This window comes from Streptomyces sp. NPDC087906 (genome assembly GCF_055584925.1).
This window is the reverse complement of record NZ_JBVJLC010000015.1, coordinates 71,068-85,672: the sequence shown is the minus strand read 5'-3', so window position 1 is coordinate 85,672 and position 14,605 is coordinate 71,068. Positions and strand designations below refer to the sequence as shown.

Genomic DNA, 14,605 nt, shown 5'->3' with positions numbered 1-14,605 from the left:
CGTTGGCCACAGCAGCGACTTGGGCCGTCACCTCTGGGGTCTAAACTGCGCGCTATGAGCTTTGGGCAAGGGGGACCCCAGTGGGGCGGTCCTGGGGCACCAGGACAGAGACCGTACGGGTCGCAGGACCGCGACACACCGGACTGGGCAGCGCTGGCCGACGCCTCCGCCGCGCGCGCCCGCCGCAAGCGGTGGCTGCTCGCGGGCGGCGGTGTACTCGCGACCGCCGCGATAGCCGCCATCGTGGCGACGGCCGTGGTGTCCACGAGCAACGGCAGCGACGCGAACGCTGCCAACGCCTCGGAAACCGCCGCCACCACACTCCCCCCGGACTCCGCCCTGCCCGGCGGGGCCGGCGAGCCCGAGCCGTCCTTCTCCTCGGTCGCCCCGCAGGCACCGCCGACCCCGAAGGACTTCATCGACAGCGCGGACAAGGACAAGGCCCCGCTCAGCGCCGAAACCCTCTTCCCCGGCGCCAAGTTGACGATGCCCGGCAACCACGTCTACCTGAAGGCCGCCACCGCCCGCACCACCAACTGCGCGGCAGCGGCCCAGGGCGCCCTCGGCTCGATCCTCGCCTCCAACAGTTGCGACCAGGTCATCCGCGCCACGTACCACGACGGCGGAGTGGCGGTGACGGTCGGCGTCGCCGTCTTCAACAAGGAAGCGCAGGCCCTGAAGGCGAAGTCCGAGGCCAGGGACGGCATCGCCTCCCTCTCCGGCGCGGGCGTCCCGACCTACTGCCGGGCCGGCGCGATATGCCGGAAGACGACCAACTCCTACGGCCGGTACGTCTACTTCACCGTCAGCGGCTTCACCAACCGCAAGGACGTGACGAAGGCCGACAAGGACGTCTTCGCCATCAGCGACGACCTGGCCCAGTTCACGTTCCAGCAGATCGTCCAGCGCGGCGAGATGCAGGCATCAGCGGCGGCGACGGCCCCCATCTCATAGCCGGGGCCGCCCCCACGAACACCACACGATCTTCCCGGGGTTCCGCTCCCCCACCCCCCACTCGTCGGCGAGCGCGGACACGAGCATCAACCCGCGCCCCGCTTCGTCCCCGCTGTCGGGATGCCCCTCCTTCGGCGCACCGTCCCCGCTGTCATGCACCTCGACGGTGAGCACGTCCCCGTCCCACCGCAGAAACAGCCGAAAACCGCGCCCCGGCGGTACGCCGTGCAGCAGCGCGTTGGTGCACAACTCGCCCACGCAGAGCAACACTTGCTCGGCGTACGACCCCAACTCCCACGCCTCCAGAGCAGCGGCGGCGAACCGCCGCGCGGCGGGGATGGACCGACGTTCCCGCCGGTAGAAGCGTTCCCTGACGGACGCGAATTCGGTATGTGTGTTCACGGTACGAGGGTCGCGGAGAGTGACTAGTCTCTGGCAGTGAGCGAGGTCGTACAGATTTTTTGTACGGGTTCCCGGTGTTAGAAGCACGCGCGTGTTGGGGGAGTTGGCCGGTATGCACCCAAAGAACCGCCGCCGCAAGAACGGCTCGGCGATGAAGATGCTCGGAGCGCAGCTCGCCAACTTCCGTAAGATCGCGGGCTACACACAGGAGTCGCTGGCGGAGACGGCGCTGATGGGCGTGGACTTGATCGCGTCGATCGAGCAGGGCCGAAGGGCGCTGAAACTGGATCAGGCGATCCTGCTGGACAAACTGCTCGACACCAAGGGCGCGCTGGAGGCAGCGCTGGAGTTCATGCCAGAGATCGACAGGTTTCCGGCGTGGACGGCGGAATTCGTGGACCTGGAGGAGCAGGCGATCACCCATTCCTCCTACGAGAACCAAGTACTGCCCGGCCTGTTGCAGACCGAGAACTACGCACGAGCAGTACTGGGCAACCGGCTCCCCCCGTTCAGCGAGGACGAGTTGGCGACGCAGACGTCAGGCCGTCTTGACCGTCAGGCCATCCTGCAACGCAAGAATCCTCCGACCGTCAGTTTCGTCATCTGGGAGCCGGTGCTTTCCCTTCGCCTGACCAACGACGCGGACTACGCAGCGCAAATGCGGCACCTACGCGAATATGCCGACCTCCCCTGCCTGACCATCCAGATCCTGCCCCTCAACGCCCGGACCCACGCGGCTCTAAGCGGCACGTTTGTCCTGCTGGAGACGCCCGATCACCAGCACGTTGCTTATGCCGAATCTCCGCGCGCGAGTTCGCTCATCTCGAACCCCGATGAGATCAGCATCCTTGCCCGGAAATATGCAATGCTGCGGACACAGGCCCTCAACGCTGAGGATTCCAGGGACCTGTTGGATCGACTGGGAGCAGCATGCGAGCAGTACTGACGTGGTTCAAGTCCAGCTACAGCAGCGAGGAAGGCAACTGCCTCGAAGTCGCCTACGACTGGCGCAAGTCCAGCTACAGCAGCGATCAGGCCGGCCAGTGCGTCGAAGTCGCCGCGCACCCCACCACCATCCACGTCCGTGACAGCAAGAACCCGGACGGCCCGACACTCACCCTCTCCCCCACCACCTGGGCCGCCTTCACCCGGCACGCGTAACCCGTAAGCCGCCCGCGCCGCGGTCACGGAGGTACTGGTGGTACACCCTGACCGCCGCGCATTCCTCGCGCTCACCACGACCGCCCTCGTCGGTGTCGCCCAGGCATGGGCGGCGATCGAGCCCGGCCGACTGGCCAGTGCCCTGCACGGCCGACGTGTCGACGCGACCACGCTGGCCTGGCTGGAGGCCCGCGTGGACGAATTACGGGCCATGACCAACGGCGGCCCCGAGTTCGCCACGCTGGTGCGGGCCCTGCTGACGACCACGATCCAGCTCGTCGACAACGGGGTCTACGACCAGGCCGCCGGCCGGCGGCTGCACCAGGTGTTGGCGGCTGCCGCTCAGAGTTCCGGATGGCTCCATTTCGACCAGGGCGAGTACGCCGCCGCCCAGCGGCAGTGGCATGTCGCACTGCACGCGGCACACGCCGCCGCCGACCGCGACCTCGGCGCCGGGGTGCTCTCCGACCTCGCGTACGCCGCTACGTGGCTCTCCCACCCGGACACAGCCGTGAGCATCCTCGAACACGCCCGCACCAGAACCCGGTCCGAGGCCGCCTGCTCGCTCCTGGACCTGCGCCGCGCCCGCGCGCTCGCCGTTCTCGGCGACGGCCGTGCCACCGGCCGCGCCCTCGTCTCCGCCGAGAAGGCGCTCGACCGCGCGCAGCCCGGCACCGCGCCGTCCTGGGTGGCCTGGATGAGCCAGGCCGACCTGACTGCGGACGCCGGCCGCGCCTGGCTGGACCTCGGCGATCCGGACCGGGCCGACCTCTCCCTGGACGAGGGGCTCGGACTGCTGGATCCCACCCGCCGGCGCACCCGTTCCGTCATCCTGGCCTATCGGGCCGAAACCGGCCTCGCCCGCCACGACATCCCTGCGGCAGCCGCCGCCGCGCGCACGGCGCTGGACACCGCACTCGGTACCCGAGCGGCCCGCTGCATCGGCCTGGCACGGACCACGATCAGCCGGTTCGGGCCGTACCGGAACGAAGCCGCTGCCCGGGAGCTGTACGAATACGAGCGCCACGCCTACCGCTGATCGACTCGGCCGCTCTCTCCCCCGCCTGGGCCGCCTTCACCAGGCACGCGCACGCGTAACGCTTCAGGTGCTGGCCAGCGTCGTCGCCAGTGACTGGAACCACGCGCCGTGCGAGAACGGCTCGGGCGGGGCGATCTCCATGCCGAACTCGGCGGCTGCCAGGGCGTAGTCGCCGTCGTCCAGTGGGAGGGCGAGCAGTTCGTGGAGTTCGCCCACGAGGCGCGCGACCACTTGGGGGTGGGTCGTGGCGGCGTAGTCGGTGACGGCGGCGGCGTGGTCGGGGAACTCGTCCACGATGTCCTGCGAGAACCAGCCGCCGAGGAGTTGCGCGGTCTCGGGGAAGCGGGCGTGCCACTCCCAGTGGGTCTGCGGTGTGGACGGCTCCGGGACCTCGCCTTCCTCGATGCTCTTCTTCAGGTGGTCGGCGAGCACCGTCAGCCAGTCGCCGATGTCCGCCTGGGGCAGCCCGGTGTCGGGGATCGCGTAGAACTCACCCAGGTCGCGCCGGACACGGCCCGGCGGATTGCGGCTGTACTCGCGAAGCTGGCGCTCCGCCTCGGCGAGGGCCTGCGGGCGGGTGTGCCAGGTGTGACGGAGGTACGCGTCCAGGGCGCGGCTGCGCCGCTCCGGGGTGTCGTCGGCGGGCTGTCCCAGGTAGGCGCGCATCACCTGGTCCAACTCGCCGTACCGGCGGTCGTGTTCGAGGGGCTTCATGGACATGGGGTGCGGCCCCTACAGGTAGAACGGAACGGTCGTCTGGACGACGAAGCCGTGCGGGCTCGACGGCTCGCGCCGCAGCACCACTCGTGCCGCACGGACATCGACGGGCCCATGGCCCGCGAGCAGGTCCCCCTCCAACTGGACCCGGCCCACGGCGCCCTCACGGGAGGGCCAGGCGGCCTCGATGGTGAGCCGGGCCCGGGTGTTCTGGGCGAGCCAGCGATGAACGGCCTGCTCGTTGGCGGTCACCACCTGCTGGGTGGCCCATTGGGCGGTCTCCCGATCGGGATAGGTCGCGGCTCGCGTCAGCATGGGGGCATCCTCTCGCACAAGATCACCAGTCGGCGAAGTTCCAGAACATGCCCACCTCGGTATCGGTCACGACGACGAGGCCGGTGTCCTCCGTGTAGACGGTCAGCGGGTTGTACCCGAAGCTCTCCAGCGTGAAGTCGACTGTGCCGGGCGGGCTGCCACGCTTGATGACGTTGGTGTGGTAGCCGGCCTTGTCCCCGTAACGCGCGAGGACCGTCAACGCCATCGCCCGCAGCTCCTCCTGGCTCTCCGTGAAGCGCGCCAAGTTGGCCAGGGTGGCTCCGTCGTCCGTGAGGGCCAGGAGCAAGTTCTCGGCACTCTCCCGGTCGATCTTCCAGAGGCGCTCAGCGACATACTCAGAAGGGTGGACAGCGAAGGGGTACGTGTCCCCCGCTCCCCCGTGCTGCGGGTCCCGAGCCGCCGGGTCGAGACCCGTCCAGCCCCGAGGATCCGCAACAGACCGGGACATCAACGCAAAGACATCAAGCACCCAGTCCTCATGAAGCCGGGGACCCGTAGCGATGAACGCGTACGCGTCGTCGTACAGATGGAATACCGCCGCTTCCCACGACGACTGATCAACAGACACGTACTGCTGGCCTTTCTCGGCGGAGCAATCGTTAATCGGAAAAGGTCCAGAACATGCCCACCTCGGCGTCCGTCACGGTGACGAGACCGCAGTCCTCCATGTAGACGCCCAGAGGGCTGTATCCCACGCCATCCTGCGTAAAGTCGAGTGTGCCGGGCGTACTTCCGTGGGTGCTGACATTGGTATGAAAGGCAACCTCGTCCCCGTAGCGCGCGAGGACCGTGCGGACCAGCACCCTCAGCTCGTCAGGTGATTCGGTGAAGTATCTGAGGTTGGCCAGGGTGCACCCGCCGTCCGTGATGGCGAGCAGCAAGTTTTCGGCACTGTCCCGGTCGATCTCCTGGAGGCGCTCCGCGACGTACTCCGGAGGGTGGACGGCGAAGGGGTACGTGGGGAACCCCGCGCGCTTCGGGCTCTGAGCCTCGTCGTCGAGCCCGGTCCAACCCCGGGGATCGGGGACGGTCCGAGCCATCAACGCAAGGACATCGAGCGTCCAGTCCTCATGGAGCCGCGGGCCCGTAGCGGTGTACGAGACCGCGTCCTCGTACAGGCGACGCACCGCGGCTTCCCAGGACGGCTGATCGACAGACACGTGCTGCTGGCCTTTCTCGGCAAGGGCGTTCAGCATCGGCAAGGTCACCAGTCGGCGAAGTTCCAGAACATGCCCACCTCGGTATCCGTCACGACGACCAGGCCGGTGTCCTCCGTGTAGATGGTCAACGGACTGTACGACCAGTCCGACGTCGTGAAGTCGAGCGTGCCCTGCAGGTAGCCGGGCTTCTTGACGTTGGTGTGGTAGCCGGCCCCTTCTCCGTAACGCGCGAGGATCGTCACCACCATCGCACGCAGCTCTTTCTCGCTTTCCGTGAAGCGCGCCAGGTTGGCCAGGGTGACCCCGTCGTCCGTGAGGGCCAGGAGCAAGTTCTCGGCACTCTCCCTGTCGATCTCCCGAAGTCGTTCAGCGACATACTCACCAGGGTGGACAGCGAAGGGGTACGGGTCCCCCGCTCCCCCGTGCTGCGGATCCCGAGCCGCCGGGTCAAGACCCGTCCAGCCCCGAGGATCCGCAACAGACCGGGACATCAACGCAAAGACATCAAGCACCCAGTCCTCATGAAGCCGGGGACCCGTAGCGATGAACGCGTACGCGTCGTCATACAGATGAAACACCGCGGCTTCCCACGACGACTGATCGACAGACACGTGCTGCTGGCCTCTCTCGGCAAGGTCACCAGTCGGCGAAGTTCCAGAACATACCCACCTCGGTATCCGTCACGACGACCAAGCCAGTGTCCTCCGTGTAGATGGTCAACGGGTTGTACCCGAAGCTCTCCAGCGTGAAGTCGAGTGTGCCGGGCGGGCTGCCACGCTTGATGACGTTGGTGTGATAACTGGCCTTGTCCCCGTAACGCGCGAGGACCGTCAGTACCATCGCCCGCAGCTCCTCCTGGCTCTCCGTGAAGCGCGCCAGGTTGGCCAGGGTGGCTCCGTCGTCCGTGAGGGCCAGAAGCAGGTTCTCGGCACTCTCCCGGTCGATCCCCCGGAGTCGCTCAGCCACGTACCCCGGGGGGTGGGCGGCGAAGGGGTACGTGTCCCCCGCTCCCCTGTGCTGCGGATCCCGAGCCGCCGGGTCGAGACCGGTCCAACCTCGAGGATCCGCGACAGACCGGGACATCAACGCAAAGACATCAAGCACCCAGTCCTCACGAAGCCGGGGACCCGTAGCGATGAACGGGTAAGCGTCGTCGTAGAGGTGAAACACTGCGGCTTCCCACGACGACTGATCAACAGACATGTACTGCTGGCCTTTCTCTGCAAGGGGCTAGGGCTGGTAGGGCATCGACGTCATCACGGTGAACGGCGGATTGCGGCTGCTGTCGTACCGGAGTCGCGTCTCGATGCCGTTCACGTCGTACGCCTTGGCGTTGAGTCCACCCTGCCTGTACCCGGACAACGGGTCGTTCGGGTCCACCAACTGCTTCTTTACGCTGCGTCCGCTGATCTCACCGTCCGGCGCGGTTGACTGAAACTTTTCGACAGTCCCCTCCCCCGGCGGAGGTGGGCCCTTGATCCACGCCTCAATGTCAGGCTTCCTCTGGTTGAGGGTGTATTCAGTCAGTTTCTCCGCCCGCTGGTAGTCCGGGAAAGCCGAAGCGCTGCCGATCCCCGGCCTGCGCCCCTCCGGCCAGTTGTTGTGAGGCTCCCCCTGGTCACGCAGACGCTGCGCCAACTGCTCGTCCGTCTTGCCCACATGCCTGTCCAGGGTATGGCCGCCGTTCAGGTACTCGTTGGAGGCCAGATTCAAGTCGTACTTGCCGTTCGAGTCGACCTTCAGCCAGTCCTGGGGCTCCTTGAACTCCCCCAGCGCCCGCTTGCCGAAGCCATGCGCGCGGGCGATGCCCGCCTCGAACTTCGGGGCGCTGCGGTACGCCTCGTCCAAGGGGCCCTTCAGCGCGTTCATGCGCGTGGTCAGGCCCCCCAGCGTGCCGGTGTATCTGTCGACGATTCCGTTGAGCTTGGCCGTGTTGATGTTCAGGACGGTCTTGACGTCGAACGACAGGAGCAGGCCCGCGCCCTTGCCGATCACGGATGTGACCGTGCCGAGGAGGCTCTTGGGGTCCTTGGGCTTGGCCAGGTCGTCGATGACGTCCTTGGCCGCCGACAACAGCGCGCGCCGGAGTTCCTCCCACACGTCGCGGTTCAGGTCGACGGCGGCCTCCGCGTACTCGCGCAGGATGGTGGCGATCTCGTCGGCCGTGTCCTTGAGCACGGTGATGACGGGCTCACTGCCCGTCGGGACGCGCGGCGTGCCGTGGCCGGAGTTGGCCGTGTGCGCCCACTGGTAGCCGCCGAGCGACTGTCCCCACGACGTCCCTCCCCACAGCGCGCTGCAGAACGTCCGCATGGCCGCTTCCCACTCGGCCTGCTGGTGGTTGGTGATCATTCCGATCGCCTGGGTGAGCTGGTCCGCACCCGTCATCCCGACGATGGAGACGTTCATCCAGCTATGGCACAGGGAGTTGAGATAGTGCTGCTGCGGGAAGGGGTAGACGTCCGCGACCCTGCCGACCCGGAACACGTGCTTGCACAGGGGCTGGAGGATGTCCCGGACGATCTCCGGGATGCCCTCCATCAGGCCGCGCAGAAAGTCGTCGCCGCCGTCGTCGTCACCCCACTTGATGTCGGGTATCGGGCCCAGCTTCGGGGCCTGGTCGATGACCGCCGGCCGGGGGCGCTGCTCGGCCACCACGCCGGGCTTGGGGTGGGCCGCCGCGTCCGCCTTGCTGTACGTGTTGGCGGTCTCCGTGAAGCCCACGGCGACGCCGCCGACGCTCACCACGGACCGGCCCCAGACGTCGAGCCAGCGGTCGCCGATCGTCTTGTACGCCTGGGCGAACGTCTGCGCCTCGGTGCCCGCGCCTCCGGCGTCGGGGTACTGGCCCAGCTCCTCCAGGAGCTGGTTGACGCCCCGCATCAGGAAGTCCTGCTGCATGGCGACCCGCCCGGAGACCGTCCACAGGTCGCTCGGCTTGACGTCGATGGTGCCGCTGCCGCCCGGCCCCTGGGCAGGGGTGGCGCCCTGGGCAGGGGTGGCGGGGCCCGCCATCAGCCGCCGCCTCCCCAGCCCTGGAGCACGGATCTGTGGGCCGCCGCGTAGTTGAGGTGCCCGTTGACCACGACGTCGTGGAGCCATGCCTGGGTGGCCTTGAGGTCGTCGGCCGAGCGGCTCCACTTGTCCAGCTCGTCGATGAACGCCTCGCGGGCTTCGCCGTCCCAGCTCAGTACGACCTTGGTGGCCCGTTCGTACAGCGCGTCCAACTTCTCGTTCAGGGCGCGGAGGATGTCCTCCAGGTCCGCCGAAAGCCGTTGCAGAGTGGCGAAGCTGACGGTTATCCGGTCGTCGTCCTGCATGGTGCTGATCCCCCGTGGTTCAGACGTCCAAGGTCCGGTGCCCGTCCGTACGCGTCCGGTGCTCGTCCGATGCATTCTTGTGGATCAACGTCGCGATCTGAACAGGGTTTACGGTCATCGGCGCGCTCGACGGCAGCCAAGCGCAGAGATAGAACGTTGCTATGCCACGCTTCGAGATCACATCGATCGGTACGGTCCGCAACGACCGGACGGACGTCCAGCACACCGACAACTGGGGTGCCGTCCGGAGCACGATCACCGTCGACGAGCAGTTCGGGGAGGCATGCCTCCAGGGGCTTGAGGGCTTCTCCCACGTCGAAGTGCTGTTCGTCTTCGACCAGTTCGCCGAGGCCGACGACTACCGCGAACCCCGTCCCTACCGCGGCCGCGCCGACCTGCCGCCCGTCGGGATCTTCGCCGGCCGCGGCCCCCGCAGACCGAACCGCATCGGGGTCACCTGCTGTGCCATCGAGTCGGTGCGCGGGCGCGAGTTGACGGTGGTGGGCCTCGACGCGGTGTCGGGTACGCCGGTCATCGATCTGAAGCCGACGATGGCGGAGTTCCGCGCGGTCCACACCGAGCAGCCGGAATGGGTGACCCGGATGATGTCGGAGTACTTCAAGCCGTAGGCGGACCGACCCGGCCGAGCCGCAGCACGCTGCCTAGCCGCAGCACCCGGCGCCGTCCCCGGCGCCCGAAACCCCCGGCAGCGTGCGCTTGTTGCGGGCTTCGCGGCTGCGGGACAGCAGCAACTCGTCGGCCGGGTAGCCGACTTCCTCCAGGGTGAGGCCGTGCGGGCGTACGACGTGGACCGCCGAGTCGCGGACGCCCGCTGCGAGCACCTTCGCGGGCCAGTCGACGCCACGGTGGCCGTCGCCCACGAACAGCAGCGCGCCGACCAGGGAGCGCACCATGTTGTGGCAGAAGGCGTCGGCCCGCACGGTCGCGGTGATGATGCCGTCGCCGCCGCGGACCCACTCCAGCCGCTGGAGCGTACGGATCGTCGTCGCGCCCTCGCGGCGCTTGCAGTACGCGGCGAAGTCGTGTTCGCCGACCAGGCCGGCCGACGCGGCGTTCATCGCGTCGACGTCAAGTGCCCAGTCGTGCCAGAGGACATGGCCGCGCAGCAGCGGGTCGACTCCCCCCGGGTTGTCCGTGACGCGGTACGCGTACCGCCTCCAGACCGCCGCGAAGCGGGCGTTGAAGCCAGCCGGGGCCTCGGCGACGCTCCACACCCGTACGTCGTGCGGCAGCCGCCCGGCGAGGCGCCTGACGAGTTTGTCGCCGTGCTCGGCCCACACCTCGTCCGGCAGGTCCACATGCGCCACCTGCCCGCGCGCGTGCACCCCCGCGTCCGTCCGCCCGGCCACGGTCAGCTCGTACGTACGCGCCGACCGCGTCACCGTACGCAGCGCGTCCTCGATCTCGCCCTGCACCGTGCGCCGGGTGGTCTGCTTCGCCCAGCCGGAGAAATCCTTGCCGTCGTACGACAGATCCAGCCGCACCCGCACATGCCCGGCCGCCGCGCCCTCGTTCTCTTCGCTCACCGACCCATTCTCACAGGCCGCGACGGTAGCCAGGCCCGGCGACCGGGTTGTCCGGTCCGTCGAGCCAGACCGTCGTCCGGCCCCCCGGGCCGACATCGAGCCCGTACCGGGTCCGCGCGGGCGCCCCAAGGCGCTGCCACGCCTCGTACGCGGCCATCATCCCGTCCCACACCCGGCGGGGCCCGAACTGCTGGATCTCGAACTCGGTCGCCCCCGGCTCGTAGTCCACGGACGCCCATGAGTCGGACGCGGAGTCGGCCAGCCAGAGGGTGAACTGCCCGTCCGGGCCGTGCCCGACCGAGTACCGCACGGTCGGGCAGCCGACACCGACGGCGAACGCGGCGTCGGCCACGCCCAGCACGTAGCGGGGGTCCAGCGGGCCGTGCGAGGTGTCCGCCAGCTCCTGGTCATGGACGGAGTCCATGACGTCCCGGCGCGCCTGCGGCTCGGCGGTGGCGTGCCGCCGCATCCACATGAACGCGGAATCTCCGATCACCGGCCCGGAAGCTACGCGGCCCTCTTCCCCCTCCGCGACGGTCAGGCGCACCAGGACGCCGTTGTAGAGGCCCGTGCCCCACGGGGCCACCACGATCCCGCCGGGGGCGCTCTGCTCGACCAGCGGGTACGGGACGTCCGCCAGGGCGCACGTCACGACGACCCGGTCGTACGGGGCCCCGCCCGGCAGACCGGCCGCGCCGTCCCCGACGGCGAGCGTCGGCTGCCACCCGGCGGCCGCCAGCCGGGCCCGCGCGGCTTCGGCGAGCAGCGGGTCGATCTCGATGCTGGTCACCCGGGTATCGCCGAGCCGGTGGCACAGCAGGGCCGCGTTGTACCCCGTACCGGTGCCCACCTCCAGGACCCGCTGCCCGTCACGGACGTCGAGCGCGGCCAGCATGCCGGCGACCATCCGAGGCATCGAGGCCGACGAGGTCGGTACGCGGGCCACGTCCGCGTCCGGGGTGTCGACCTGCACGACGACCGGCACATCCCCATGGACGGCGGCCTCCCACCGGCCGGGGGCGCGGGTGCGGTCGACGGGCCGGTAGCCGTCGTCGTCGCGCAGCCAGATCCGGTCCGGGATGTAGTGGGCGCGGTCGACGTCGAGGAACGCGGCAGCCCAGCCGTCCGGGAGGTGACCGTCGGCCTTGAGCAGGGCGGTGAGCGCGGCCGAACCGACGGAGCCGGCCACGCTCACGGCTTCTTGGGTGGTGGCGGCGGGATCGGCCGGTCGGGCTTGTGCCCGTCGCCTTCCGCGTTGTCAGGTTTGCCGCCGTGCTTGCCCATGGCGTGCTCCCGTGAGGAAGGGCTGGTCAGACCCCCACGCTAGCCAGCCGGGGGCCGGTCGGGCAGGGGCGCACGGAGCGCGAAGCAGCGGCCCGAGCCCCCTCCCACGCCCCCGTCCGCCGGTCGCCGGTCGGCCGGTCGCCGGTCGGCCGGTCGCCGGTCGGCCGGTCGCCGGTCGGCCGGTCGGCCGGTCCGCCGGTCCGCCGGTCCGCCGGTCGCCGGTCCGCCGGTCACCGGTCTGCCGGTCGCGGTTGCCGGTGCCCCGCGCCGCGCGCGGAACCGCGCACCATCCCCGCCGCGTCCCTTGCCGGCATGGACGACGAAACCACAGGAGCGACCCCGCGCCCGAAGAGCGACCTCGGCGGGGCCGGGTGTCTGCTCGCCGGGGTCGGGGCGGCGGTCGCGCCGATCGTCTGGGCTCCGCAGGCCGCCGTCAGTATCGACGGCGGGTTCGAGGGGCACGCGCGCGATCTGAGCGTGCTCTTCATCGATCTGCCGCTCATCGTGCTCGGCGGCGCCCTCGTCCCGCTCTGCACCTGGGCGTTGGCCACCCGGTGGGGCCAACGGCCCTACGTCGCCGTGCTCGTGGCCCTCGGCTCGCTCGCCTTCGCCGTATGGGGGCTCACGGAATGGTGGACCCCCCGGAAGCAGCCGGACCCCGGCTACGGTCCCGGGCTCTGACCCGCAGCGCACCCACGGCCAGTAGCGCCATCACCATCGTGGCCGCCGCCCCGATCGCGAAGCCGCCCCGCGCGCCGAACGCGTCCACCGTCCGGCCGGACAGCGCCGCCGCAGCCGCCGCGCCTGCCGCGCTCGCCGAGTTGAGCCAGGTGAAACCCTGCGTCAGAACAGCCCGGTCGACGGCGGATTCGGCCAGGACCGACAGCAGCACCAGGACGGGCGGCACAGCGGCGCCGGTGAGTACGGCCACGGAGCCCAGCGCCAACGGCGAACCGGCCGCGAGCAGCAGCAGGCTGCCGAGCGCCAACACGGCTGTGGCCACGGCCAGTTGCGTCCGTGGCGGGGTACGCCAGCGCCGCAGCCCGTACAGCCACCCGGCCAGCAGACCGCTGCCGCTCGACACCGCGAAGATCGGCGCCGCGGTGGCCGCCGCGTGGTGTTCGGTCGCGAAGGCCGTCACGGACACCTGTACGGCGCCGAAGTACACGCCGATGGCGAGGTTGAGCCCGACCAGCACCGCGAACGCGGGCCGCAGCAGCGAGCTGCCCGGCCCCGCGACCGACGCGACCGACGCGACCGACGCGGACGCCGCCCCCGCCCCCGACACCGCCCCCGCCCGCACAGGCCGCGGCGCCGTACCCCGCTGCGCGGCGAAGGCCCCTCCCCCGGCCACCACCAAGGCCGCCGCCAGTACGGAACCCAGCGCCGGATGCCCGCCCGCTCCCAGCGCGCTGACCAGCGTCGGCCCCGCCAAGTAGCCCAGCGCGTTGCTCAGCGACTCCAGCGCGAAGGCGCTGGGCAGCTCGGCCGGCCGCTTCTCGCTCAGCAGCGCCACCCACCGCGCTGCGGACAGCGCGCCCAACTGCGGGATCGTGGCGCCCGCCAGCACCCCGCCCGCCGTCATGAGCCACGCCGGGCTGCCGGCGGCGACCAGGGCCAGCAGCGCCGCCACGGCCGCCGCGTGGCCGAGCAGCGCGGGCGGCAGTACCCGGGTCTGGCCGAAGTGGTCGATGAGACGCGCCAGTTGGGGCCCGGCCAGGGCCTCGGCGACAGCGAACCCGCCGCTCACCAGCCCCGCCGTCGCGTACGAGTCCGTCCGGCCGTGCACCAGCCAGACGATGCCGAGGCTGGTCATCGCGATACCGATACGGCCCGCTGTGGCGGTCAGGAAGAAGGCTGCGGCACCAGGCGTGCGCAGCAGATGACGATAAGGCGCCGACGACACGGCGTATCCTCTTCGCTGCCCGGCGGGGCGCGCGACCACTCGGGGTCGTCGCCTGGAGCCGTCCAGTTGTGGCGCGGAGCGGGAACACACACCCCACGCCGACTCCGTCACCGGGCAGAAATCTCTGTCTTTCGTAGTCCGCAACTCTCGTACGGTTGCGTCATTCAAACACAAGAACGGGCCCGCCCCCCAAGGGGAGCGGGCCCGCTCGTCAGTCGTCAGCCGACAAAGGCGTCGGACCTCAGGCGTCCTTGGACTCGTCCGCCGCTTCCGCGGGCTTCGCGTCCTCGACCGGCTTCGCGTCCTCGACCGGCTTCGCGTCCTCGACGGTCTCGGCGGGGGCGCCCTTCTTCTGGGCGTCCTCCTTGACCGCGCGCTTCGTCGCCGCCTCGGCCTCACCCGTGGCAGCCTGCGCCACGGTCAGGGCCTCGACCAGCTCGATGACCGCCATCGGGGCGTTGTCGCCACGACGGTTGCCGATCTTGGTGATACGGGTGTAGCCACCGGGGCGGTTCTCGTACCGGGGCGCGATCTCGGTGAAGAGGGTGTGCACGACCGACTTGTCGGTGATCGACTGCAGCACCTGGCGACGGTTGTGGATGTCGCCCCGCTTCGCCTTGGTGATCAGACGCTCGGCGACGGGCCGCACACGGCGGGCCTTCGCCTCGGTGGTGGTGATACGGCCGTGCTCGAAGAGCGACTTCGCGAGGTTCGCGAGGAGAAGCTTCTCGTGCGCGCCGCTGCCGCCCAGACGGGCACCCTTGGCGGGCTGAGGCATG

19 protein-coding genes are annotated in these 14,605 nt (G+C 69.7%); 6 read left to right on the top strand and 13 right to left on the bottom strand.

Annotation, left to right across the window (positions count from 1 at the left end; translation table 11 throughout):
• Positions 1 to 54 precede the first annotated feature (54 nt).
• Positions 55 to 954, top strand: coding sequence for a hypothetical protein (locus tag ACZ63I_RS31710; protein ID WP_469342730.1), 900 nt, complete (start codon positions 55 to 57; stop codon positions 952 to 954).
• Here ACZ63I_RS31710 and ACZ63I_RS31705 read toward each other — a convergent pair.
• Positions 949 to 1,356 carry an ATP-binding protein gene (locus ACZ63I_RS31705; protein WP_469342729.1) on the bottom strand — a complete coding sequence of 136 codons (408 nt, stop codon included), beginning with the start codon at positions 1,354 to 1,356 and terminating at the stop codon, positions 949 to 951. The two genes, ACZ63I_RS31710 and ACZ63I_RS31705, sit on opposite strands and share 6 nt — an antisense overlap.
• 112 nt (positions 1,357 to 1,468) lie before the next feature.
• On the opposite strand from ACZ63I_RS31705, the gene ACZ63I_RS31700 reads away from it, so the two are divergent.
• From ACZ63I_RS31700 to ACZ63I_RS31690, 3 genes are read left to right on the top strand one after another with little or no spacing between them, the layout of a single operon-like run.
• Complete coding sequence (locus ACZ63I_RS31700; RefSeq protein WP_469342727.1) at positions 1,469 to 2,302, top strand: helix-turn-helix domain-containing protein; 834 nt, start codon at positions 1,469 to 1,471, stop codon at positions 2,300 to 2,302.
• On the top strand, positions 2,287 to 2,517 hold the full coding sequence (locus ACZ63I_RS31695) for a DUF397 domain-containing protein (RefSeq protein ID WP_469342725.1): 231 nt from the start codon (positions 2,287 to 2,289) through the stop codon (positions 2,515 to 2,517). Before ACZ63I_RS31700 ends, ACZ63I_RS31695 begins: the two co-directional genes overlap by 16 nt.
• A gap of 37 nt (positions 2,518 to 2,554) precedes the next feature.
• Positions 2,555 to 3,556, top strand: a complete 1,002-nt coding sequence (locus ACZ63I_RS31690; RefSeq protein WP_469342723.1) for a hypothetical protein — start codon at positions 2,555 to 2,557, stop codon at positions 3,554 to 3,556.
• A 63-nt stretch (positions 3,557 to 3,619) separates the two neighbouring features.
• On the opposite strand, the gene ACZ63I_RS31685 is transcribed toward ACZ63I_RS31690, so the two are convergent.
• The 8 genes from ACZ63I_RS31685 to ACZ63I_RS31650 all read right to left on the bottom strand — a co-directional run bounded on the left by ACZ63I_RS31685 (position 3,620) and on the right by ACZ63I_RS31650 (position 9,089).
• Complete coding sequence (locus ACZ63I_RS31685; protein ID WP_469342722.1) at positions 3,620 to 4,276, bottom strand: contact-dependent growth inhibition system immunity protein; 657 nt, start codon at positions 4,274 to 4,276, stop codon at positions 3,620 to 3,622.
• Between the two features lie 12 nt (positions 4,277 to 4,288).
• Positions 4,289 to 4,588 carry an RNase A-like domain-containing protein gene (locus ACZ63I_RS31680; protein WP_469342721.1) on the bottom strand — a complete coding sequence of 100 codons (300 nt, stop codon included), beginning with the start codon at positions 4,586 to 4,588 and terminating at the stop codon, positions 4,289 to 4,291.
• Positions 4,589 to 4,610: 22 nt separating this feature from the next.
• The gene (locus ACZ63I_RS31675) at positions 4,611 to 4,895 is read right to left on the bottom strand and encodes a hypothetical protein (protein WP_469342720.1); all 285 of its coding nucleotides are present in this window, start codon (positions 4,893 to 4,895) and stop codon (positions 4,611 to 4,613) included.
• A 313-nt stretch (positions 4,896 to 5,208) separates the two neighbouring features.
• Positions 5,209 to 5,805 (bottom strand): hypothetical protein, encoded by a 597-nt coding sequence (locus ACZ63I_RS31670; RefSeq protein ID WP_469342718.1) that lies wholly within the window; start codon positions 5,803 to 5,805, stop codon positions 5,209 to 5,211.
• 8 nt (positions 5,806 to 5,813) lie between these two features.
• Positions 5,814 to 6,098, bottom strand: coding sequence for a hypothetical protein (locus ACZ63I_RS31665; protein WP_469342717.1), 285 nt, complete (start codon positions 6,096 to 6,098; stop codon positions 5,814 to 5,816).
• Between the two features lie 307 nt (positions 6,099 to 6,405).
• Positions 6,406 to 6,735 (bottom strand): hypothetical protein, encoded by a 330-nt coding sequence (locus ACZ63I_RS31660; RefSeq protein ID WP_469342715.1) that lies wholly within the window; start codon positions 6,733 to 6,735, stop codon positions 6,406 to 6,408.
• A 264-nt stretch (positions 6,736 to 6,999) separates the two neighbouring features.
• Positions 7,000 to 8,784, bottom strand: coding sequence for an RNase A-like domain-containing protein (locus ACZ63I_RS31655; RefSeq protein ID WP_469342713.1), 1,785 nt, complete (start codon positions 8,782 to 8,784; stop codon positions 7,000 to 7,002).
• Positions 8,784 to 9,089 carry a WXG100 family type VII secretion target gene (locus tag ACZ63I_RS31650; RefSeq protein WP_328583202.1) on the bottom strand — a complete coding sequence of 102 codons (306 nt, stop codon included), beginning with the start codon at positions 9,087 to 9,089 and terminating at the stop codon, positions 8,784 to 8,786. The genes ACZ63I_RS31655 and ACZ63I_RS31650 overlap by 1 nt, the downstream gene beginning before the upstream one ends.
• 161 nt (positions 9,090 to 9,250) lie before the next feature.
• Between ACZ63I_RS31650 and ACZ63I_RS31645 the strand changes: the two genes are divergently transcribed.
• Positions 9,251 to 9,718: an SAM-dependent methyltransferase gene (locus tag ACZ63I_RS31645; RefSeq protein WP_469342711.1), complete on the top strand. Its 468-nt coding sequence runs from the start codon at positions 9,251 to 9,253 to the stop codon at positions 9,716 to 9,718.
• A gap of 33 nt (positions 9,719 to 9,751) precedes the next feature.
• Here ACZ63I_RS31645 and truA read toward each other — a convergent pair whose 3' ends face one another.
• Both truA and ACZ63I_RS31635 read right to left on the bottom strand, forming a co-directional pair.
• The gene (gene truA / locus ACZ63I_RS31640; protein WP_469342710.1) at positions 9,752 to 10,636 is read right to left on the bottom strand and encodes a tRNA pseudouridine(38-40) synthase TruA; all 885 of its coding nucleotides are present in this window, start codon (positions 10,634 to 10,636) and stop codon (positions 9,752 to 9,754) included.
• Between the two features lie 10 nt (positions 10,637 to 10,646).
• Positions 10,647 to 11,825, bottom strand: coding sequence for a methyltransferase domain-containing protein (locus tag ACZ63I_RS31635; protein WP_469342709.1), 1,179 nt, complete (start codon positions 11,823 to 11,825; stop codon positions 10,647 to 10,649).
• Positions 11,826 to 12,232: 407 nt separating this feature from the next.
• Between ACZ63I_RS31635 and ACZ63I_RS31630 the strand changes: the two genes are divergently transcribed.
• Complete coding sequence (locus ACZ63I_RS31630) at positions 12,233 to 12,601, top strand: hypothetical protein (protein ID WP_469342707.1); 369 nt, start codon at positions 12,233 to 12,235, stop codon at positions 12,599 to 12,601.
• Here ACZ63I_RS31630 and ACZ63I_RS31625 read toward each other — a convergent pair.
• Entirely contained in the window at positions 12,543 to 13,826 is a 1,284-nt protein-coding gene (locus tag ACZ63I_RS31625) for an MFS transporter (RefSeq protein WP_469342706.1), read from the bottom strand. The two genes, ACZ63I_RS31630 and ACZ63I_RS31625, sit on opposite strands and share 59 nt — an antisense overlap.
• Positions 13,827 to 14,067: 241 nt before the next feature.
• Entirely contained in the window at positions 14,068 to 14,604 is a 537-nt protein-coding gene (gene rplQ / locus ACZ63I_RS31620; protein WP_469342705.1) for a 50S ribosomal protein L17, read from the bottom strand.
• Position 14,605: the final 1 nt, after the last annotated feature.

Coding starts and splice junctions, on each gene's coding strand:
- ACZ63I_RS31710 (WP_469342730.1), top strand. CDS start 55: ATGAGCTTTGGGCAAGGGGGACCCCAGTGGGGCGGTCCTGGGGCACCA.
- ACZ63I_RS31700 (WP_469342727.1), top strand. CDS start 1,469: ATGCACCCAAAGAACCGCCGCCGCAAGAACGGCTCGGCGATGAAGATG.
- ACZ63I_RS31695 (WP_469342725.1), top strand. CDS start 2,287: ATGCGAGCAGTACTGACGTGGTTCAAGTCCAGCTACAGCAGCGAGGAA.
- ACZ63I_RS31685 (WP_469342722.1), bottom strand. CDS start 4,276: ATGTCCATGAAGCCCCTCGAACACGACCGCCGGTACGGCGAGTTGGAC.
- ACZ63I_RS31680 (WP_469342721.1), bottom strand. CDS start 4,588: ATGCTGACGCGAGCCGCGACCTATCCCGATCGGGAGACCGCCCAATGG.
- ACZ63I_RS31670 (WP_469342718.1), bottom strand. CDS start 5,805: ATGCTGAACGCCCTTGCCGAGAAAGGCCAGCAGCACGTGTCTGTCGAT.
- ACZ63I_RS31655 (WP_469342713.1), bottom strand. CDS start 8,784: ATGGCGGGCCCCGCCACCCCTGCCCAGGGCGCCACCCCTGCCCAGGGG.
- ACZ63I_RS31650 (WP_328583202.1), bottom strand. CDS start 9,089: ATGCAGGACGACGACCGGATAACCGTCAGCTTCGCCACTCTGCAACGG.
- ACZ63I_RS31645 (WP_469342711.1), top strand. CDS start 9,251: ATGCCACGCTTCGAGATCACATCGATCGGTACGGTCCGCAACGACCGG.
- ACZ63I_RS31630 (WP_469342707.1), top strand. CDS start 12,233: ATGGACGACGAAACCACAGGAGCGACCCCGCGCCCGAAGAGCGACCTC.
- rplQ (WP_469342705.1), bottom strand. CDS start 14,604: ATGCCTCAGCCCGCCAAGGGTGCCCGTCTGGGCGGCAGCGGCGCGCAC.